The organism is Pseudomonas sp. WOUb67 (assembly GCF_050058005.1).
Lineage (GTDB): Bacteria > Pseudomonadota > Gammaproteobacteria > Pseudomonadales > Pseudomonadaceae > Aquipseudomonas > Aquipseudomonas putida_R.
The window spans coordinates 4,001,474-4,021,762 of the sequence record NZ_CP170112.1 but is presented as its reverse complement, the minus strand read 5'-3'; the positions used below and the strand labels follow the sequence as shown (position 1 = coordinate 4,021,762).

Annotated in this window: 14 protein-coding genes, 1 pseudogene and 1 riboswitch; of the genes and pseudogenes, 9 read left to right on the top strand and 6 right to left on the bottom strand. The window is 63.8% G+C overall.

Annotation, left to right across the window (positions count from 1 at the left end):
- Positions 1–139: 139 nt before the first annotated feature.
- Together ABOC32_RS18120 and ABOC32_RS18115 are read left to right on the top strand one after the other, a co-directional pair.
- A complete protein-coding gene (locus tag ABOC32_RS18120) occupies positions 140–1,237 on the top strand; it encodes a sugar diacid recognition domain-containing protein (RefSeq protein ID WP_426808248.1) in 1,098 nt (365 codons plus the stop codon).
- Positions 1,238–1,460: 223 nt separating this feature from the next.
- Positions 1,461–2,600, top strand: a complete 1,140-nt coding sequence (locus ABOC32_RS18115) for a glycerate kinase (protein ID WP_426808247.1) — start codon at positions 1,461–1,463, stop codon at positions 2,598–2,600.
- 134 nt (positions 2,601–2,734) lie between these two features.
- Here the strand turns inward: ABOC32_RS18115 and ABOC32_RS18110 are convergent, their stop codons facing one another.
- Positions 2,735–3,646: a LysR family transcriptional regulator gene (locus ABOC32_RS18110; protein WP_426808246.1), complete on the bottom strand. Its 912-nt coding sequence runs from the start codon at positions 3,644–3,646 to the stop codon at positions 2,735–2,737.
- Between the two features lie 126 nt (positions 3,647–3,772).
- On the opposite strand from ABOC32_RS18110, the pseudogene ABOC32_RS18105 reads away from it, so the two are divergent.
- A pseudogene (locus ABOC32_RS18105) lies at positions 3,773–4,342 on the top strand (SDR family NAD(P)-dependent oxidoreductase); the annotation flags it as partial.
- Between the two features lie 45 nt (positions 4,343–4,387).
- Entirely contained in the window at positions 4,388–5,497 is a 1,110-nt protein-coding gene (locus ABOC32_RS18100; protein WP_426811627.1) for an SMP-30/gluconolactonase/LRE family protein, read from the top strand.
- On the opposite strand, the gene ABOC32_RS18095 is transcribed toward ABOC32_RS18100, so the two are convergent.
- The 5 genes from ABOC32_RS18095 to ABOC32_RS18075 all read right to left on the bottom strand — a co-directional run bounded on the left by ABOC32_RS18095 (position 5,487) and on the right by ABOC32_RS18075 (position 14,366).
- Positions 5,487–6,467, bottom strand: coding sequence for a site-specific integrase (locus tag ABOC32_RS18095; RefSeq protein WP_426808245.1), 981 nt, complete (start codon positions 6,465–6,467; stop codon positions 5,487–5,489). The genes ABOC32_RS18100 and ABOC32_RS18095 overlap by 11 nt on opposite strands.
- A gap of 186 nt (positions 6,468–6,653) precedes the next feature.
- Entirely contained in the window at positions 6,654–7,529 is an 876-nt protein-coding gene (locus ABOC32_RS18090; RefSeq protein ID WP_426808244.1) for a phosphate/phosphite/phosphonate ABC transporter substrate-binding protein, read from the bottom strand.
- A complete protein-coding gene (locus ABOC32_RS18085) occupies positions 7,520–9,844 on the bottom strand; it encodes a putative bifunctional diguanylate cyclase/phosphodiesterase (RefSeq protein ID WP_426808243.1) in 2,325 nt (774 codons plus the stop codon). The genes ABOC32_RS18090 and ABOC32_RS18085 overlap by 10 nt, the downstream gene beginning before the upstream one ends.
- Before the next feature lie 81 nt (positions 9,845–9,925).
- Entirely contained in the window at positions 9,926–10,909 is a 984-nt protein-coding gene (locus tag ABOC32_RS18080; RefSeq protein WP_426808242.1) for an SCO family protein, read from the bottom strand.
- A gap of 61 nt (positions 10,910–10,970) precedes the next feature.
- Positions 10,971–14,366: an Ig-like domain-containing protein gene (locus tag ABOC32_RS18075; protein WP_426808241.1), complete on the bottom strand. Its 3,396-nt coding sequence runs from the start codon at positions 14,364–14,366 to the stop codon at positions 10,971–10,973.
- Positions 14,367–14,617: 251 nt separating this feature from the next.
- Positions 14,618–14,732: riboswitch (TPP riboswitch) on the top strand.
- 78 nt (positions 14,733–14,810) lie between these two features.
- Here ABOC32_RS18075 and ABOC32_RS18070 point away from each other — a divergent pair.
- The 5 genes from ABOC32_RS18070 (at position 14,811) to codA (ending at position 20,229) form a co-directional block, all read left to right on the top strand.
- Positions 14,811–15,458, top strand: a complete 648-nt coding sequence (locus ABOC32_RS18070) for a TenA family protein (protein WP_426808240.1) — start codon at positions 14,811–14,813, stop codon at positions 15,456–15,458.
- Positions 15,455–16,117, top strand: a complete 663-nt coding sequence (tenA, locus tag ABOC32_RS18065) for a thiaminase II (protein WP_426808239.1) — start codon at positions 15,455–15,457, stop codon at positions 16,115–16,117. The genes ABOC32_RS18070 and tenA overlap by 4 nt, the downstream gene beginning before the upstream one ends.
- Before the next feature lie 386 nt (positions 16,118–16,503).
- Complete coding sequence (codB, locus tag ABOC32_RS18060; RefSeq protein ID WP_426808238.1) at positions 16,504–17,769, top strand: cytosine permease; 1,266 nt, start codon at positions 16,504–16,506, stop codon at positions 17,767–17,769.
- Positions 17,766–18,983, top strand: coding sequence for a PucR family transcriptional regulator (locus ABOC32_RS18055; protein ID WP_426808237.1), 1,218 nt, complete (start codon positions 17,766–17,768; stop codon positions 18,981–18,983). The genes codB and ABOC32_RS18055 overlap by 4 nt, the downstream gene beginning before the upstream one ends.
- Positions 18,984–18,987: 4 nt before the next feature.
- Positions 18,988–20,229 (top strand): cytosine deaminase, encoded by a 1,242-nt coding sequence (gene codA, locus ABOC32_RS18050; RefSeq protein WP_426808236.1) that lies wholly within the window; start codon positions 18,988–18,990, stop codon positions 20,227–20,229.
- The last annotated feature ends 60 nt before the right edge of the window (positions 20,230–20,289 follow it).

Genomic DNA, 20,289 nt, shown 5'->3' with positions numbered 1-20,289 from the left:
TTTTGCCGCGTCGCCTGTTCCGGCGCTCGCCCTGACGAGTCTCGGGGACTGCGGCTAGCCTGTCTTTGTGCTTTTGCACAGCGCTCGGCCCAGGCTGCTGTGCCCGAGCCCAAAAGCCTAACACCTAAAGGACCACGCAATGTTCGAACTCGACCATGACCTGGCGCAGGATATCGTTGACCGGGCAATGGCCATTCTGCCGTGCAACGTCAATGTCATGGACAGCCAGGGCTTGATCCTGGGCAGCGGCGAGCCGGAACGCATCAACACCCGCCACGAAGGGGCGCAGCTGGTTTTGGCCAACGGCCGCATCGTCGAGCTGGACACTGACGCGGCCAAGTGCCTGAAGGGTGTGCAGCCCGGGGTGAACCTGCCACTGATGCTCGATGGCCGGCTGATGGGGGTACTGGGCCTGACCGGGGACCCGCAGCAGGTGCGCACCTATGGCGAACTGGTACGCATGACCGCCGAGATGCTGTTGGCCCAGCGCCATCTCCAGGCCGACCAGCAATGGCGACGGCAGCGCTGTGATGATTTGCTGGCGCTGTTGCTGGGCGGCAGCGGTGATTCACCCCGGCTCCTCGACGAAGCCCGGCAATTGGGCCTGAAGCCTCAGCTGCCGCGGGTACCTTGCCTGTTCGAACTGGCCTCGGGGCCACCCGCCGAAGCGTTGTCGGCATGGTTGATGAGCCGATACCCGGACAGCTGGTGTGTCAGCCCGGCTCGCCAGTCATTGCTGTGGTGCCGGCCGGCCAGTGTTGCAGTGGATGAGCCGCGCCTGCTGGAGCGCCTGCAACGGCACGGCTGGGACGTGGAGCGGCTGGCCCTGGGGAGTGCCGCGCAGAGCCTGGAGCAGTTGCGCCGGGGTTACCGCCGGGTACGCGATTTACTGGCCTATGGCCGCGAGGTATTGCCTACCGAACGCTTGCTCAGCCTGCAGCGCTACCGGCTTCCGGCGCTGCTGTGGCGTCACCGCAACGATGACGCGCTGGATGAGCTGCTGGAGCCGCTGCAGCGCATTCGCGCCCGGGACAACAGCGGCCAGCTGCTCACCACCCTGCGCGCCTGGTGTGCCCATGACGGCCAGAGCCAGGCCTGTGCCGATGCCCTGGGCATCCACCGCAACAGCCTGCGCTATCGCCTGGAGCGGATTGCCGAACTGGGCGAGGTCGACCCGTTGCGCATGGAAGGGATGCTCAGTTTGTATCTGGGTTTGCAGTTGTTGCCTGCGGCCTGAAGTATTCACCTGCACTGGCCCTATCGCCGGCAAGCCAGCTCCCACAGGATGCATGCTGCCCTCAGGGCTGTATCAAACCTGTGGGAGCTGGCTTGCCGGCGATAGGGCCAGTGCAGGCAAAAGGCATCCGCCCAAACAACCCGCCCGGCGTTTTGTGCATTTGACCGAGGCCCCCTTGGCGAACAGCTGTCAGCATGCCGCTCATCAGGACAGGAGAATCCCCATGAAGATCGTCATTGCCCCCGACTCGTTCAAGGACAGCCTCGACGCTGCCGGTGTCGCTCGCGCTATTGCCTCGGGCCTGGGCGAGGCGTGGCCCGAAGCGGAGCTGATCGAGTGCCCGATGGCCGACGGCGGCGAAGGCACCATGGAGGCGATCCTTGCCGCCAGCCACGGCGAATTGCGCCGCCAGACCGTGCGTGGGCCGCTGGGGCAGAGCGTGGAGGCCGGCTGGGGCTGGTTGCCACAAAGCCGTACGGCAATCATCGAAATGGCCCAGGCCAGCGGCCTGCAACTGGTGCCCACCGGTCAGCGCGACGCCTGCCGCAGCAGCACCTGGGGCACCGGCGAGCTGATTGCAGCCGCCTTGGCCGCCGGGGCGCAGCGGGTAGTGCTGGCCATCGGTGGCAGCGCCACCAACGACGCCGGCAGCGGCATGTTGCGCGCACTTGGCCTGCGCCTGCTGGACGCTGACGGGCAAGCGCTGGAGGAGGGTGGCCTGGCCCTGGCCAAGCTGGCCCGCATCGACGCCAGCGACCTGGACCCACGGCTCGCCGAAGTGCATTTTGAAGTGGCGGCCGATGTCGACAACCCGCTGTGTGGCGCCAATGGTGCTTCGGCGATCTTCGGCCCGCAGAAGGGGGCCAACCCGCAGCAGGTGCAGGCGCTGGACCAGGCGCTAGGGCATTTTGCCGATCGCTGTGCACAGTTGCTGGGTGAGGATGTGCGCGACTATCCAGGTTGCGGCGCTGCCGGTGGCATGGGCTTCGCTGCCCGTGCGTTCATGGGCGCACAGTTCCGCCCTGGGGTGGAGGTAGTGGCCGAGCTGGCCGGCCTCGATGCCCTGGTGCAAGGGGCAGATCTGGTGATAACGGGCGAAGGCCGTTTCGATGCCCAGACACTGCGCGGCAAGACACCGATGGGGGTGGCCCGGGTAGCCAAGCGTCATGGCGTGCCAGTGGTGGTACTGGCCGGGACGTTGGGTGAGGGTTATCAGCAGTTGTATGCCCATGGGGTCGATGCTGCATTTGCGTTGGCCAGCGGACCGATGAGCCTGGAACAGGCCTGTTCCAATGCTGCGCAGCTGCTGCAGGCGCGGGCTTGTGATATTGGTCGGCTGTGGCGCTGTGCCAAGCGGTTTTGAACAAGATCGCTGGACCGTGTGGGAGCGGGTTCACCCGCGAAGAATGCGACGCGGTGTATGGCACCGGCTACGCCGGTGTTCGCGGGTGAACCCGCTCCCACAGGATTATTCGAAGCATTTGATGGACGGTGTTGCTAGTCGCCAGTGATCCCGTGGTTTTCGAACATGGCAATGAAGTTGGCCAGTGCCGGCGAAGCGTTCTGGGCGTTCCATTTCATGTACAGGCCGATACCGGGTGCGGGTTGCTCATCGACAGGGCGGATCGGGCAAAACTGCACGCGTTCGCGCGGGGTTGAGCCAACGAACGAGGCCGGTACAAGGGCCACGCCAAAACCGCAGGCCACCAGGCCCAGCAGGGTATGGATCTGCGCCGCCTCCTGCACCACCTTGGGGTAGAAACCCGCCGCTTCGCACAGCGCCACCAACTGCGCGTGATAGCCGCCGCCCAAGGCTTGGGGAGTGAACACGAAGTCCTCATCGGCAAACTCGCGCAGGTCGACTTCACCTTGCTGCGCCTTCGGGTGGCTGGCGGGCAGGGCCATGACGATCTGCTCGTCCAGCAACAGCCGTGCTTCCAGGGTGCCGACCGGCAGCGGCAGCCTGCGCATGAAGCCGATATCCGCCTCACCGGCCAGCAAAGCCTTGGCCTGCGAGGCGGATGGCATCTCGCGGATTGTCAACTGCACGTTCGGGTAAGTCTCGCGAAAACGGCGCAAGCTGCTGAGCAGTGAGTCGTAATAGGCGATGGAAATGGCCGTGATGGTCAGCTTGCCGCTGACCCCCGCTGACACATTGCGTGCGTACTCGATACCCTGTTCCAGCTCAGCCAGCGTGCGGTAGGCCGTGTCGAGAAACGCCGCACCCGCTGCGGTCAGGCGCACCCCGCGCTTGTTGCGCAGCAGCAGGCTGAAGCCCAGTTTTTCTTCAAGGCGGTTGATCGCCTGGCTCAGCGGCGGCTGCGCCATGTGCAGGCGCTCGGCGGCCTTGTGAAAGTGCAATTCCTCGGCCACAGCGATGAACTGCCTGAGCAAACGTGTTTCGATCATCCACTATTCCTACAACGTGGCTACTTGTCGGTGATATCCGTGAGATATCAAAGGTGCATGCCTTTAATATTAAGTCATGGATTTGTTTGTTGATATCGTAAAAAGGAGAATTGAAGGTAGCCAGAAATGCCCGTTACAGACCCTTTTCACAATAAAGTTGCGGTCATCACCGGTGCCGCACAAGGCCTGGGCCTGGCCTATGCCATGGCGTTGGCAGAGCGTGGCGCGCGGGTAGTCATCAGCGATCTGGGCACCGATCGCTCGGGGCAAGGGCAGGACGCCTCGGCGCTCGAACACGCACTGACGGCCATGCGTGCCAAAGGCTTTGCGGTGGTTGGGCACGCCGGCCAACTGGAGGACGAGGGCGCCTGCAAGCAGCTGGTCGAGCTGGCCATCGAGCATTTCGGTGCGCTGGATATCCTCATCCACAATGCCGGCTGGGTCGATTACCAGCGTATCGAGGAACATGAAGCTGCCTTTCTGCAACGCGCCCTGGGCATCAACGTGCAGGCGCCCGTGTGGCTGGCCAAGCATGCCTGGCCGCACCTCAAGCGCTCCGCAGCGCCACGGGTAGTGCTGACCACCTCGGACCGCGCCATGTACCAGCGCTATGCGCAGCCTGGGCTGGTGGCCTATGCCGCTGGCAAGATGGCCCAGGTCGGCATCATGAATGCCCTGAGCATGGAGGGCCAGGAGCACGGTATCCTGGTCAATGCCATTTCGCCGGTGGCCAAGACCCGCATGTGGGGCATCAGCCAACCACCAGAAGAGCTGAAGCCCGAGTGGGTTACACCCGGCGTGCTGTACCTGGCCAGTGCGCTGTGCCATGACACCGGCTACATCTTGCGCGCCAGTAACGGCCAGTTCACCGCCACACGCTTCAACGAAAACAGCGGCGTCAGCTACCCCCGGGACCTGGGCCGCGTGCAAGCTGTCGACCTGGCGGAAGTGGCCGAGCGCTGGAACCGCATCAAGGAATGCAACTACGTGCCAGTCAAAGTCGCCAACACGCGCGCGGACCTGGGTGAGAGCCTGGTCTGGGATGAGCGCAGTGGCGCGTTGTACTTCGTCGATATTTCTGGCGGGCGCATCAACTGCCTGGCAGCCGATGGCGAAGTTCACAGCCTTTACGAGTCCGCCGCGCGCATTGGCGCCTTGGCGCTGACCGACCAGGGCAACCTGATTTTCACCGAAGATGCCAGCGTGGCCATTTTCGATGTGCCGGCGCGCAAGGTGAGCCAGCATTCGGCATCGGTCCATCCGCGCTCGACCTACCGCTTCAACGATGGCGCCTGCGACCCGCAAGGCCGCTTCGTTACCGGGCTTATGGACGAAGCCTTGAGCGGCAATACCGGGGCGCTGTTCCGCTTCGACGGGCAGTTGAACGACCAGGTGATCCACGACGACATCGCCTTGCCCACCGGCCTTGCCTGGTCGCAGGACGGTCGTACGGTGTACTTCGTCGATTCGGCGGCGCGCGCCATCTACCGTGCCGAGTACCTCGGCGAAGGCCGGCTGGGTGCGGTGACGCTGTTTGCCGAGACCCCCGCCGAACTGGGGCGGCCGGATGGCCTGGCGCTGGACCGCGAAGGCGGGCTGTGGGTGTGCCAGTACCATGGCAGCTGCCTGCTGCGCTACGACCGCCATGGCCACCTGACCGACCAGGTGCTGATGCCGGTACCGTGCCCCACCAGTTGCTGCTTTGGCGGGCCGGGCTTGAACACCTTGTACATCAGCACCGCGCGTTTCGACATGAGCCCTGAAGAGCTGCACCATTATCCCGATGCTGGCGACCTGTATGCCATCCGCCCGGAAACGGGCGGCGTCGCCCGGCACAGCTTCAAGGAATAAGCCGTTGCGGCTGGCTGGCCGGTAGCACGGCCAGTTCGCCAAAGCGCTGCGCCGAGTCGATATAGCGCAAGGCCGACTTGGCGTCTTTCCAGCCCACATAGCTCATCAGCGACTTCAGTTCCCAGCCATTGGCGGTTGCCCAGGTGGCGAAACCACGCCGTAGCGAGTGGCCGGTATACAGCGCCGCCGGCACCCCGGCACGCTCCAGCATGCGCCGCAGCAGGCCGACCAGGCTGTTGCTGTTGAGTGCGCTGTCACCGAGGTTGCCCCAGCGGTCGAGCTTGCGGAACACCGGCCCATGGGCAATGCCGGCGACCTCCAGCCATTGCAGGTAGGCCGTGACTGGGCACAACGCTTTCAGGGCAGGGGTGCGGTGTTGCACGCCCAGGGCTTCGCGGTCGCCCTTGCTGCGCGGCAGGAACAGCGTGATACCAACTCCGGCTTCGGCCTGGATATGTTCGATGCGCAGGCGCGCCAATTCATCACCACGAAAACCACGCCAGAAGCCCAGCAACAGCAGCGCACTGTCGCGGCGGGCCCGGCGCAGGGCGGCCAGGTCGTGATGTTCACGCGCCTGGCGGGCCTCCTCTTCAAAACAGGTCACCGCAGTTTGCAGGTGCTGCAACAACAGCGGGGCTGCCTGCTTGGGCGGCGTCGGGTGCAGGGTGCGGATACCGCGGAGCACCTGGCGCACCAGCGGCGCCTTGGTCGGGTCGGGGAAGCCCTGGGCGACGTGCCACTGGCTGAGCGCAGCCAGGCGTTGGCGCAGGGTGCTGACGGCATGCTGGTCGGCATGGTCGGCCAGGTAGCGGGCAATACTCTCGGCGGTGGCCGGAAGAAAACCGCCCCAGTGGGTTTCAAAGTGCTCGATGGCAGCCTGGTAGCTGCGCCGGGTGTTGTCACGGGTGGCGGCGCGAAGGTAGCGCTCGATATCGGTCATGGTGCGGATGTCGGCGGGTGATGGGGACACGATAAACCGAAATGGTTTGTCTGTCGTGTACCTCACCCACTGTAGGTGATGGTGCACCCACTGGTTTCCCTGTGGGAGCGGGCGTGCCCGCGAAGAATTCAACGCGGTGGATGGCACCGGCTGCGCCGGTGTTCGCGGGCACGCCCGCTCCCACAAAAATCGCGCCAGCCCGGAAGATATCTGCTGCTACTGGAGAGGCAACGCCGCATTCATCATCTGCTGCAGCGGTTCATAGTCGGCCTGGCTGACCGGCACCAGCCCGCTGGCGTCCTGTGAGGCAACGAACGCCGCCAGTGCCTGCGGGTCATCGAGCATGGCTTTGCGTATACGGTTTTTCAGCGCCGGGCACAGGCTGGCACTGAACACATACGGGTCGTAGTAGATCGGTTGCGAGCGCCACTGCGCCTTGAGCCGTGTTGACGCGATGGCATGCTGGGCCACATAGGCGTCGGTGCGCTCGCTGGCGACGAACGCGGCATCGACCCGGCCCTCCAGCAACGCCTCCAGCGCCTTGTCGTGGTTGCCGGCATACACCAGCGCACCAAAGAACTGCGACAGCGGCAGGCCCACTCGGGCGGCAAACTCGACACTGGGCACCAGGCTGCCCGAGGTGCTGGCCGGGTCGGTCAGGGCCACGCGCCTGCCGCGCAGGGCTTCGATATCGTCAGGGCTGTCGCCGCGGGTCAGCAGCAGCGCCTGGTAATGATTGCCTGCCGGGGTGTAGGGGCCGGCACTCAAGGTAAAGGTGGCAAACGGCTCGATACGCGGATCGCGACGATGGGCCAGTACATACGAGGCGGGGCCCAGGCGGGCGATGTCCGCACCACCGGAAACAATCGCGTCCACCACGCTTTCGTAAGAGGTCGCAATCACCAGCTCCACCGGTACTCCGGCCGCCTGGCTCAGGCGTTGCAGCAGCGGTTGATGTTCACGGGCCATGTCGATGGCACTTTTGATCGGGATCACCGCCAGGCGCAAGCTGTGTGGCGTGCAGTCGGCCAGTGCGACGTTGATGGACACGCTGACCGCCATCAACCCTGCCAGCGCTCTCATTACACGCATGCCTTTTCCTCGACACCATTGAACGGCGGGTACTCGCGCAACTGCGCCGGCGACAGTGGCCGACTGAAGTGGTAGCCCTGGGCGATATCACAGCCGGCGAGCTTCAGGCACACCACCTGTTCGCGGGTTTCCACGCCTTCGGCGACCACTTCCAGGCCCAGGCGCTTGGCCAGGATGATGGTGGAGGACACGATCGGGCTGTCATCAGGGCTGTTGGACAGCGGGGCGATCAGCGAGCGGTCGATCTTCAGCTTGCTCAATGGCAGCGAATGCAGGTGGGCGAAGCCGGCATAGCCGCGGCCGAAATCATCCAGGCTGATGCCCAGGCCGGCGCCGCGCAGGGTGTGCAGGTGCTCCACGGCCGTACCTTCGGGGTCGAGGATGGTGGTTTCGGTAATTTCCAGCTCCAGCCGCTGCGGGGCAATGGCATACCGTTGCAGTTCGCTCAGCAGCCGCATGGCGAAGTCGCCCTGGCGCAGTTGCAGCGCGGATACATTGACGGCCAGCCGCGTTCCCCGGCCCTGGGCGTCCCAGTCTGCCAGGGCCTCACAGGCCAGGCGCAACACCTCCCAGCCCAGGTCGACAATAAAGCCGCTGCGCTCTGCCAGGTCGATGAAGCGGTCCGGGTACAGTAGGCCGAATTCGGGGTGGTCCCAGCGCACCAGCGCTTCGTAGCCCAGTACCTGCTGGGTGTCGAGGCGGATCTGCGGCTGGTAGTGCAGCACGAACTGGCGCTCGGCCAAGGCGCTGCCGAACGCCTGTTCAAGGGTAAAGGCCTGGATGTCGGCCAGGTTCAGCGAGGGGTCGAAGAAGCGGTACTGGGCCCGCCCGGCCTGCTTGGCCGAATACATTGCGGCATCGGCACTGCGGATCAGGCTGTCGATGTCCTGGCCGTCGCGTGGGCAGATGCTCACGCCCACACTCGGGCTGGTGTTGACCTCCTTGCCATCGAGGGCATAAGTGGCCGACAAGCGCTGGACCAATTCACGGACCCAGGCGTTGATCTGGTCTTCGCTGCGCTCGCCTGCGAGCAGCACCACGAATTCGTCGCCGCCAAAGCGTGAAGCCTCGTCACCGGGCTCCAGCAAACGCTGGATGCGCCCGGCCACGGCCTGCAGCAGCAAGTCGCCGATCTTGTGCCCGAGCGAATCGTTGATCGACTTGAAACGGTCCATGTCGATGAACAGGATCGCCATCAACCGGCGCTTGCCACGCTGGCGGGTCAGCGCCTGGCCGGCCACCTCGACAAACTGGCGGCGGTTGTGCAGCCCGCTGAGGTGGTCGGTGGCGGCGGCATGGCTGCTGCGCCGGTGTTCGTCCTCAAGGCGGCCGATAAGCTGCTGGTTGACCTGCTGGGCATGTTCCAGTGCGCAGAAGGCCTCTTGCCGCTTGCGCAACAGGCGCAATGTCCACAGCAGGCTGGCAATGATCATCAGCGTCATGCTCAGGTTCAACCAGAATTGTCGGGAATAGGCCAGGGTCGAAGGCGCGAGGATTTCATCCTGGCGCTGGCTGACCACGACACTGAACCCGCGCTCTGGCACATGGCGGTACAGGCTCTGGTACGCGTCGCCGGCCGCGTATTGGGTCAGCATGCCCGCGTCGCTGCCGGTATCCGGCAGTTCGGGCTGCAACCGATCGCCGGCCACCACCACGCCGCTGGTGTCTATGCGCAGCCGCTCCAGGCCGTCATCCTGCAGCAGGCGCACCAGCCCGCTGCTGCCCAGGTCGATATGCTGAAACAGCACCGCCAGGTAGCCGATGTCCAGTTGCACCACCAGGATGTTTTCGATTTCGCGGCCTGGCAGGTCGGTCAACGGCAGCAGAAAGGGCAGGCGCCAGTTGGGCAGGGTGGCCTCCTGGTCAGGCGCCTGCACGCTGGGCAGAAAGGGCTTGAAGCCATAGCGGGCAACGTGCCGTTGCAGCTGGCGTAGCCAGTCCTCGGGCAGTGCGGTGGCCTCGTCGGTATGGCTGGCTGACAACAGCCGGCCTTGCCGGTCGTACAGGCTCATGCGCTTGAACACCGGGTCTTCGGCCAGTATCCGCGCCAGGCTGAAGTTGCCCTGGCGCAGCACCTTCATGTCGTCCTGGGTGACCCGGCCCACAGCCTGGGCGCGGTCGACCAGCTGGCGCAGGCTTTCACCGACGATGCTGGCCAGGTTCAGGTGCTCGGCGGCCTTGGCCGACAGCGCGTCCTGGCGGGCGGCGGCTTTCTGCGTGATGTGCAGCCCCCAGAGAAAGGCCAGGGTGGCTGCGCACAGCATCAGGATCAGCAGCCGCAGGAGGCTGGCGGAGGAAAGCGAACGGCGTATCACTGCTGATAGTTCCCGACCCTGGGTGATGCTCAAAAAATACGACAAGGAGATGACAGGCTGATGACTACTGGCCAATCGCCTTTAAGGGTTTCCCCTATTCGCGACGGGTGTTTGCAAGCGTGCGGTTTCTTCCTCTATGTAGCTCATCAATGCGCTGACTTCGGCATCACCCAGGCGCATGTTGGGCATGGCCAGGCGGTTGTATTGTTCATACAGCAGCATGGCCAGAGGTTCTTTCTCGGCCAGCATCTGGTCGGGCTCCTTCAACCAGCGGGTCAGCCAGTTGGCGTCACGCTGACGGGTTACGCCCAGCAGGTCGGGGCCGATACCTGGCTGGCCTGGCTCGGTGTTGCCCAAGGTGTGGCAGGACGAGCAACGCGTACGGAAAATCTGCTCGCCACTGCTGGGCGAACGTATCTCGGGGGCCTTGGCATAGTCGTTGCTCATGGCGCTGGCCTGCTTCCAGTTGTGCAGGCTGTTGCCCAGCCGGTCCGCGAGGATGTACGGGCTTTCGAAGGGCGAGGCCTTCATCCAGCGGCCGGTGGCCTGGTTGCCGATGATAAGGCTCAGGTTGTGGTCCTTGGAGCGGCCGTTTTCCAGGCCTTCGATCCACAGCCCCAGGCTACGGCGCAATTGCTCGATGTCGTCGGGCTCGCCGGTGAGCAGCGTCCAGCCAGGGCCGATGCCGAATTTTTCGGCATAGCGCTTGAGGGTGGCGGGGGTGTCGTTGTAGGGGTCGATGCTGATGGAATAGAGGAATATGTCCTTGCCGACCCGGTCACCCAGAATCTTCTGCACCTGGCGCAGGCGCGCGGTTTCCACCGGGCAGGAGTCAGTGCAGCCGGTGAAGATGAAGTTGATGGCGACCACCTTGTCCTTGATCAGGTCGTCGAAGAACTGCACCTTCTCCCCATCCTGCGTGAGCAGGGGAATGTTGGGGAAGTAGTTGGCGCCCCAAGGGCTTGCAGCTTCCTCGGCCACCGGTTGCTTCGGCTGCAGTGGCCAGTACGGGATGCTGGCGGCGAATACCGCGAGTACCAGCAGGAGACGCCATGAGCCGGGCATGATGCGATCCTCGTTATTTGGGTAAAAGGGGCCGCACGGCGGCCCCGGTTTCACGCCCGCATTACTTGATGCTGATCGGCACCGTGACGCTCTGCCCCAGCGCTGACTTCACGGTTATGGTCGCCGGCGTTGCCGGGCCAGTACCCGTGGTGGTCACCGACAACTTCCAGCGAGCGCCGGTAGTGGCCGCCGTCAGCGTGGCATTGCCGAGATTCAGCGGGCCGCCGGTGGTGGCTGCGGTCACGGTAATGCTGTTGCCGGTAGCCACCGAAGTGGTGCCCGCTACGTCCCAGGTGTAGCGGTTGCCACTGCGCACCTGCACCGTGGCACTGGTGACCTGGATCTGGTCGACTGCTGCCGCTGGGCTGACCGCGATGCTGACCGTGGCCGGATTCACCGACTCGGCACCCTTGGCATCCCGAGCCGTATAGTTGAAGCTGGCGGTGAACGGCGCAGCGACTGTATCTGGTGGGGTGTAGGTCACCGTGGTGCCGTCGGTGCTGACGGCACCCTGGCCAGAGTCCGGCTGGCTGAGGCCGGTCACGGTCAGCGGTACGTTGCCGTCCGGGTCGCTATCGTTGGCCAGCACGTTCAGGGTGATAGGCTTGCCAGCGGTAGTGGCTGCACTGTCATTGGCCGCGACCGGTGGTTTGTTGGCCGGGTCGTCGTTGTCGTCATGGCCTTTGGTGCGGAAGGTCGGCAGGCCCACCGACGCCATGTATTGCACGCCATCCCATCCTGGCAGCGGGGTCGGCATCACCTGGAACTGCCCTGGGTGCTCAATGTCCCAGCGCAGCAGCATCGACGAGTCCTCATGCTGGGTGTTGTGGCAGTGCTCCATGTAGGTACCGGCGAACTCGCGGAAGCGGATGGCCATTTCCACTTCTTCCGACGAGTCGGCATCCGGCCCGATGCGGTACACGTCTTTACGGGCCCATTTTTCCCATTCTGGCGGGGCCTTGCCGTCGCGGCTAAGAATCACGCCTTCCTCGAAGTGCACGTGCACCGGGTGGCTCCAGCCATTGCCGCCGTTCTTGATCTTCCACACTTCCAGGGTGCCGTCGCCGCTGAAACCGCCGTCGGTGGACTGGTTGGCCAGTTGCGGCGCTGCGCTGATGCGTCGTGGGTCCATGCTGTAGCCAAAGCCGCCATCGGTCTTGATGGTCCAGGGGGTGGTGTCGGTACCGTCGGAGCGGCCAAAGATGAACTCGCGGTGGCGGGCATCCTTGATCTTGGCCAGGTCGGCAGTCGAGTTGCGGTCAACCGTCAGCGGCAGCATTTTCAGCCCAGCGGCCTTGCCTGGCTTGGCGGGCTCATAGGCCACCGGGTCCATGCTCACGTCCTGGCCGGTATAGGGCTGCACCAGCAGTTGCAGGAACTTGCCGACCGCGGGGTCGCCTTTGTCCCATTGCGGGCCTTTGCTGGTCTGCTTGATCACCGCCTTGTATTTTTCCGACAACACGTCGGCCAGCGAAATGGCACCTTCCGGGCCTTTGCCGGTGCGGTGCTCCTCCAGGTTGACGAAGTACAGCTTGTCGCCCGCCTTGATGCCGTTCTTGGCGAAGTTGATGATGATGTCGTAACGCTCGGCAATGCCTTGCAGCGGCAGGATGCCGTTGTTGTCCTGCAGGTTGCCGTCGCCGTTGAGGTCCAGGGTGCCGTCGAATGGCACGGCGTGTTCCATGATGTTGCCGTCGTTGGCGATCATGTGGAACGGCACCCGGGCATACGACAGGTTGGAGCCGGACGGGCCTTTGAACTCGCCGCTGGTGCCGGCAATTTCCCGCACCACGGCAAACTTGAAGTAGCGCGATACCGATCCGTTGAGGATGCGGAAGCGGTAGCTGCGTGCACGCACCTTGAGCCTGGGCTGGTACTGCCAGTTGACCAGGATCTGGTCACCGAGGAAGCCGTCGGTGTTGAACGGGTTGAACCACAGCTGGCCATTGGCATCCCAGGCCTTGTCGGCAACCATCAGGTTGACGTCATAGTCACGGTTACCCCACGGCATGCCCGAACCGCTGGGGAAGCGCAAGTTGACGCCGTCCTGCAGGGCCTCGTTACCGCGGTCCAGGGCGCTGTAGTAGTTCATCATCACGGCGTTGCCCTTGTAGACGTTCTGCGCCGTGAAATCCATCATGTGGTCGTGGAACCAGTGGGTGCTCATGGTTTCACGCCAGTCACCGCGGATCTTGATGCTGCCGTTCTGGCAGGTTTTAAGGCCCGGCGTGCCGTCGTTGACGAACAGGGTTTCACCCGGTGCGCAGGGGAAGGCCGCACGCGGGTCCTGGGCACGGGTGTTGATGGTGTCGTACCCGGCCAGTTGCACCGGCCAACGGTAGTCGTAGTACTGGCCGGGGAAGAAGTAGGCATTGGCAAAGCCATCGCTCTCGGCCGGGGAGTGGCCGTTGTGCTCGTGGGTGGAGATGGTATGCAGGCCAAAGCCGCCGTTGGCCGAGGGGTCGATCGGCAGGGCGTTGTAATGGCGCATCAGGATCGGTTGGCCGTAGCGCACCATCAGCAGCTTGGCCGGGAAGGTGCCGTCGAATGTCCACAGCGACTTGTGGTTCTGCAAGGGCATGTTCGGGTGGAAGCGGGTATCGATGCCTTTAGTGGTGCCCAGCGTGGTCGGGATGTCGGAGGTCTGGTAGTACAGGCCGCCGGGTGCGAACTCGCCGACCGCATAGTTGTGCAGCTGTTTGCGGTCGCGCAGGCCAAGGTTGATGCGCGCACCGGCTTGCGCAGTCTTGAAGGCCGCCTGCGGGTAAAACTCGTTCCAGCGCTGGTGCGACCAGCCTTTTCCTGGTGGCCGGCCTTCGGCAGGCGAACCGACAGGCTGGCGGTTGAGGAACATCTCGATCTGCGCTTTCCAGGGGTTGCGGTCCAGCACGTTGGCGTACTGGGTCGGGAACGGGTACAGGCCCGGTTGCTTGAGGAACGCTTCCAGGGCCGTGCCACTTGGCCCGCTGCGCGCCACCACATTGGGGTCCTGTGCAGGAGCCGCGCCCAAGGTGGGTACGGGAAAGGTCAGTTCTGGCGGCGGGGTGCTCGGGTCAAGCTTTTCTGGCCCGAATTCTTCGAACAGCAGCAGTTGCTGGGTGAAGGGTTGCGCACCGAACAACGGGCTGGGTTTGCCGTTGGTGGGGTACCTGTCCGAGGTTTGCAAGGCGGGCGGCAGCACGTTGTCGGTACGCACCGTATTGCGGTCGCCGTACGCGCCATTGATCAGCTCCAGCGAGCCTTGGTTGGCTTCTGGCAGCGTGTTGAGGTTGAGCAAGTCCGGGGTCGGGTCGGCCGGCTGGTCAGTATAGGCCGAGGGGTCGGTCGGCGACGGCTGGCTGTTGTCGTCCAGGGGGGAGGCCATGGCCGTGATCAGTCCGAGGCTGACCATCAGCGCAGTGACCGAAGTTAGCTGGAATGCGTGCCTGGTAGGGTGGATCACGGCAGGTGTTTTCATTGCCTTGTGCCTCGCTCGCGGCTGTATGGCTTCAAGCCATCAATGGCGTTTTGCCCGGTAAAAGGCCTCGAGCAACGGCTGTGCCAACAATTTTTTCAGTAATGCTTTGTTAAACAAATCCTTGTGGCGCCTGATGTGCGCTAAATAACGGGGCGTCAAGAATGGGTATAAGTCCCCACAAGCGGGTGACCCAATGCCCACCGATTGGGTGGATTGGGGCGTGACAGCCCCGACCCGCTGGGGTATACCTGTTCGCCACCAAGGGGAGCCCGGCAAAGGGCTGAGAAACCGCTGCAAGCAGCAGCGCGGTGACCCTTCGAACCTGATCCGGATCATGCCGGCGAAGGGATGGGGCTTGTAACCTGCCTTTTTGCCGGCCTCACTGCGAGGCCCGTCCATGTCAACTGCCAAGGTCTCGCTGTCACCTTCATCAAGGACAGCAACATGACCGAACGTTTCAGCCAGTCCCTGCGCCGCCAGAGCGAGCCGACCTGGTCGGCGGCCGTTGGCCACCGTTTCGTGACCCAATTGTGCGACGGCAGCCTGCCGGACCCGATCATGGTCGACTACCTGGTGCAGGACCATCGCTTTCTCGACAGTTTCCTGACCTTGCTGGGCGCGGCCATCGCCACTGCCGATACGTTCGAGGCGCGCCTGCGCTTCGGCCGCTTTGCCGGGATGATTTCCAGCGATGAGAACACTTACTTCCTGCGTGCCTTCGAGGCGCTGGATGTGAGCCCCGCACAACGCAGCGCACCCGCCGATACAGTGCCAACCGCAGGGTTCAAGGCGATCATGCGTGAAGCGGCAGCGACCCGCTCCTATGCAGCGGCGCTGGCAGTGCTCAATGTTGCCGAAGGGCTTTACCTCGACTGGGCACTCAAGGCACCCAAGCCGATGCCGGACAACTTCATCCATGCCGAGTGGATCACCCTGCACGACAACCCGGCATTCCAGAGCTTCGTCGCCTTCCTGCAGGCAGAACTGGACCGCGTCGGCCCGCAGGAAGCCTCACTGGCAAATGACTTCTACCAGCGCACCGTTGCGCTGGAGCTGGCCTTCTTCGATGCCGTCTACCCGGAGGGCAAATGAGCATGGATATCTTCGAGCGCCTCAAGGCCGCTGCCACGCAACAGTGGCACAGCTATGTAGACCATGACTTCGTGCGGCAGATGGGCGAGGGCACGCTGAGTGAGGAAGCGTTCCGGACTTACCTGGTACAGGATTACCTGTTCCTCATCCAGTTCGCCCGTGCCTGGGCACTGGCGGCCTACAAGAGCCGTCGACCGGCAGATATCCGCGCGGCGCAGGCCGGGCTGGCAGCGATCCTGGATGAAACCGACCTGCACGTGCGCCTGTGCGCGCGCTGGGGGCTGACCCAGGCGGACATCGAGGCCGCGCCAGAGCACCAGGCCACGGTGGCCTACACCCGCTACGTGCTGGATTGTGGCGCCGCCGGCGACCTGTTGGAGCTGCATGTGGCGCTGGCGCCTTGCGTGATTGGCTATGCCGAGATCGGCCGGACCTTGGCCGAGCGGATTGGCGATTTGAGCAACCACCCGTACCGCGAGTGGATTGGCGAGTATGCCGGTGAAGGCTACCAGGGGGTGGCGGCGGCAGCGCGCAAGCACCTGGATGAACTGGCAGCGCGGAGCATGACCGAGCAGCGGTTTGCCGAGTTGGTGGGGATTTTCGGCCAGGCGTCCAGCCTGGAGGCGGATTTCTGGCAGATGGGCCTGGACGGGGTGTAAGCCGCCCACCTGACCCGCATCTCAAGGAAAACACAGCCCTGTAGGAGCAGCCTTGTGCTGCGAAGAGGCCATTGCAGGCGAAGATCATCTTTAGCCTTAATGGCCTCTTCGCAGCACAAGGCTGCTCCTACAGGGTGAGCGGTAGCCTTGGTAATCGCGCAAGCTTTGCTGGGTGAATCCTACCCAGCCCAAGCCCGCTTTGGTGCATGAATGCCTCAAAATAAGTCGTTCAGCACACCTTCATAACGCTGAAATGCGACTTTAATGTTCACAGTGCACATTCCCTTCTGGGCTGCCTGCCCGATTTGATTCCGGGTTTCGGCCCTCGAAAAAGCGGCCCGCATATTGCTCTTCCAGCTCCCAACTACCACCCGGAGCCCCGTGCAATGAGCTCACCCAGCGAATTTCCCCTCAGCGAAGCCCCGAAGTCTGCCCGCAAGGGCCTGCTGCCGATTGCGATGGTCCTGTTCAGCTTTACCTTTTTCACCGGCACGATGTTCGCCGGCGGCAAGTTGGGCATGGCCTTCAATTTTGTCGACATGTTGTGGGTGGCCACCGTCGGCAACAGCCTGCTGGCGATGTATGCCGCAGCGTTGGCATTCATCGCGTCGCGCAGCGGGCTGAATACCGTGTTGATGGGGCGCTTCTGTTTCGGTGAGGCGGGTAGCCGGCTTTCGGATTTCCTGCTGGGTTTCGCTGAACTGGGCTGGTACGCCTGGGGTACGGCCACGGTGGCCATCGTGCTGGTCAAGCTACTGGGCTTGGCGGAAGGTTTCGGCGTACCGTTGATGGTGTTGTTCGGGCTGGGTTTCAGCATTACTGCCATCATCGGCTTCAAGGGGCTGGACGTGCTGTCGCGCGTGTCCGTGCCATTGATGTTCGTGCTGCTGTTGGTGTCGATGTACATCGCCACCCGCGATGCCGGTGGCTTTGCCGGCCTGGCCGCCGTAGTACCGCACGAAACCATGACCTTTTCGGCAGCGGTGACCATGGTGTTCGGCACCTTCGCCAGTGGAGCCACCCAAGCTACCAACTGGACACGGCTGTCGCGTAGCGGCCGGGTGGCGGTGATCGCCAGCGTGGTGGCATTCCTGCTTGGCAACGGCCTGATGGTGGTGGCCGGTGCCTGGTGTGCGATGGTTTACCAGCAGGCCGATATTGTCGAGGTGATGATGCTGCAGGGCCTGTCGTTCGCGGCGGTGGTGATGCTGTGCCTGAACCTGTGGACCATCCAGGGGCCGACCATCTACAACGTGTCGGCGGCCGCCTGCCATTTGTTGCGCAGTGAGCGCCGGCGCACGGCAACGCTGGTGGCGGCCGGGGTTGGCATTGTGCTGGCGATTGGTGGCATGTACGAAATGCTGATCCCGTTCCTGGTGCTGCTGGGCTCGATCATTCCACCGGTGGGCGGGGTGATCATGGCTGACTTCTGGTATCGCCACCGCGGCCAGTACCCGGCACTGGGCGCTGCAAGCCTGCCACGCTACAACCTCATTGGGCTATTTGCCTATGCGGTGGGCGCGGTACTGGCGTACGCCTCGCCGTGGGTCGCTCCGCTGGTGGGTATCGGCGCCTCGGCCCTGTGCTACATCGTCATGCTCGAACTGGGCGCCCGCCGCCGGGCGCCGGGCCAGGCGGGTGTCGAGCCGTGAGCCTGGCGCTGGACGAGATCCTGCATTTGCCTGGCCTGCACGAGATGCGTGTGCTGGCCGGGGCACGCAACCTTCAGCGGCGGGTGCGCTGGCCATATGTGGCGGAAAACGAAGGCATCGCCGAATGGGTAATGGGCGGTGAGCTGGTGTTTGTCACCGGCATCAACCACCCACGGGGCGAGGCCAACCTGCTGAGCCTGGTGGAAGACGGCGACGCCGTGGGCATCGCCGGCATGGTGATCCTCACCGGCGGCAGCTTTATCCAGAGCGTCCCGGCGCCTGTCATCGCGCGAGCCGAGCAACTTGGCCTGCCGCTGATCGAGCAGCCGTATGCGCTGAAGATGGTGGTGGTCACCCACCTGATTGGCACGGCGTTGGTGCAGATGAGCCAGGTACGCCGCTCGCGCCACGACATCCTTGGCCAGTTGCTCACTGGCGACTACCCGAGCCTGGCGATAGCCCGGCAGCGGGCGACGCACTTGCAACTGGCTCTGGACGCGCCGCGGCGCTTGCTGGCTTTGCGCCTGGCGGGCGTGGATGGCTTGTTCGAGCGCCACGGGCTGGCCCACGGCGAGCGTACCTGGCAAGCTACCCGCCAGGCCCTGGAAGACCAGCTCGAAGCCTGGTGCCGCCAACGACCAGGCAGCGTTACCGCGCAGTTGCCGGGCGATCTGTTCGTGGTATTGCTGGCCGATACCCACGACTTGCCCGAAACATTGGCAGCACTTTACCGGCAGTTGCAGGCCGCGACAGGTGAGCTGAGTTTGCACATGGGCTTGTCGAGCCTCGCCGACGATTGTGCGCACTATCGCCAGGCCCTCACCGAGGCACGTCAGGCCCTGGACGTAGCGCAGCACCTGCGACCGGCCAACGGCTATTGCAACTTCAGCGAACTGGGCGTGCTGCGCCTGCTGCAAGGCATCGTTGATCGCTCGCTGATCGACGATTTTGTCAGCCGTACGCTCGGCCCCTTGATCGCCCCTGGGCGCAAGCAGGCCAATGCCCTGGTGCACACCCTCGATGCCTTGCTGATGGAAAACGGCAACGGGCTCAAGGCTGCGCAGCGCCTGGGGCTGCACCGCAACACCATCAATCAGCGCATCCAGCGCATCGAACAACTGAGCGGGCAGTCCATCGATGACCCGCTTTTTCGCATGAATGCTTCGGTCGCCATGCTGGTATGGCGCATGAGCGAAGCCCACGGCAAGGAGTAACAGCATGAACATCCTCAACGCACGCCTGCGCGGCAAGCCTGGCCTGTTCCGCATCGAACTGAACGGCGAGCGCATTGCTGCCATCGTGCCCCAGGCCGAGGGGGTGGCGCCCGTTGCTGCCCCTGACCTGGACGCAGGGCAAAACCTGGTGGTGGCGCCCTTTGTCGAGCCGCATATTCACCTCGACGCCACACTGACGGCCGGCGAGCCCCGATGGAACATGAGCGGCACCTTGTTCGAAGGCATCGAATGCTGGGCCGAGCGCAAGGAAATCACTACCCACGAGGACATCAAAACCCGCGCGAAAAGGACCATCGGCATGCTGGTGGACCACGGCATCCAGCATGTGCGCACCCACGTCGATGTGACCGACCCGAAACTCACCGCACTCAAGGCCATGGTCGAGGTACGTGATGAAGTACGCGAGCTGGTCGACTTGCAGATTGTCGCCTTCCCGCAGGAGGGCATCGAGTCGTACGCCAACGGCCGGGCGCTGATGACCGAAGCAGTGGCGATTGGCGCCGATGTGGTCGGCGGCATTCCGCATTTCGAGAACACCCGCGACCAGGGCGTATCGTCGGTGAAGTTCCTGATGGACCTGGCCGAACGTACCGGTTGCCTGGTGGACGTGCACTGCGACGAGACCGATGACCCGCAATCACGCTTCCTGGAAGTGCTGGCCGAGGAAGCCCGGGTGCGCGGCATGGGTGCCCGGGTGACGGCCAGCCATACCGTGGCCATGGGCTCGTATGACAATGCCTACTGCTACAAGCTGTTCCGCCTGCTCAAACTGTCGGGCATCAACTTCGTGTCGTGCCCGACCGAGAGCATTCACCTGCAAGGGCGCTTCGACAACTACCCCAAACGCCGTGGCGTGACCCGTGTGGCAGAGATCGACCGTGCGGGGATGAACGTGTGCTTTGGCCAGGACTCCATCGTCGACCCGTGGTACCCGCTGGGCAATGGCAACATCCTGCGCATTCTTGAAGCCGGCCTGCACATCTGCCACATGCTCGGCTACGAAGATCTGCAGCGTTGCCTGGACCTGATCACCGATAACAGCGCCCGCACCCTGAACCTGGGCGAGCGCTATGGCATCGAGGTGGGGCGGCCGGCGAACCTGTTGCTGTTGTCGGCACCTGACGATTACGAAATGGTCCGTACCCAGGGGCATGCACTGGTGTCGGTACGCAATGGCAAGGTGCTGATGCAGCGTACGCCGGCGCAGGTTAAGCGCGCGCTCTGACCCTCACGTCACGCTCCTACTTGAAACGCCCCGTCGGCCTTGGGCCTGGCGGGGCGTTTT

Bases quoted from the DNA above. Each gene is read 5' to 3' on its own strand.
- ABOC32_RS18120 (WP_426808248.1), top strand. From the start codon at position 140: ATGTTCGAACTCGACCATGACCTGGCGCAGGATATCGTTGACCGGGCA.
- ABOC32_RS18115 (WP_426808247.1), top strand. From the start codon at position 1,461: ATGAAGATCGTCATTGCCCCCGACTCGTTCAAGGACAGCCTCGACGCT.
- ABOC32_RS18110 (WP_426808246.1), bottom strand. From the start codon at position 3,646: ATGATCGAAACACGTTTGCTCAGGCAGTTCATCGCTGTGGCCGAGGAA.
- ABOC32_RS18100 (WP_426811627.1), top strand. From the start codon at position 4,388: ATGTGGGGCATCAGCCAACCACCAGAAGAGCTGAAGCCCGAGTGGGTT.
- ABOC32_RS18090 (WP_426808244.1), bottom strand. From the start codon at position 7,529: ATGCGTGTAATGAGAGCGCTGGCAGGGTTGATGGCGGTCAGCGTGTCC.
- ABOC32_RS18080 (WP_426808242.1), bottom strand. From the start codon at position 10,909: ATGCCCGGCTCATGGCGTCTCCTGCTGGTACTCGCGGTATTCGCCGCC.
- ABOC32_RS18075 (WP_426808241.1), bottom strand. From the start codon at position 14,366: ATGAAAACACCTGCCGTGATCCACCCTACCAGGCACGCATTCCAGCTA.
- ABOC32_RS18070 (WP_426808240.1), top strand. From the start codon at position 14,811: ATGACCGAACGTTTCAGCCAGTCCCTGCGCCGCCAGAGCGAGCCGACC.
- tenA (WP_426808239.1), top strand. From the start codon at position 15,455: ATGAGCATGGATATCTTCGAGCGCCTCAAGGCCGCTGCCACGCAACAG.
- codB (WP_426808238.1), top strand. From the start codon at position 16,504: ATGAGCTCACCCAGCGAATTTCCCCTCAGCGAAGCCCCGAAGTCTGCC.
- codA (WP_426808236.1), top strand. From the start codon at position 18,988: ATGAACATCCTCAACGCACGCCTGCGCGGCAAGCCTGGCCTGTTCCGC.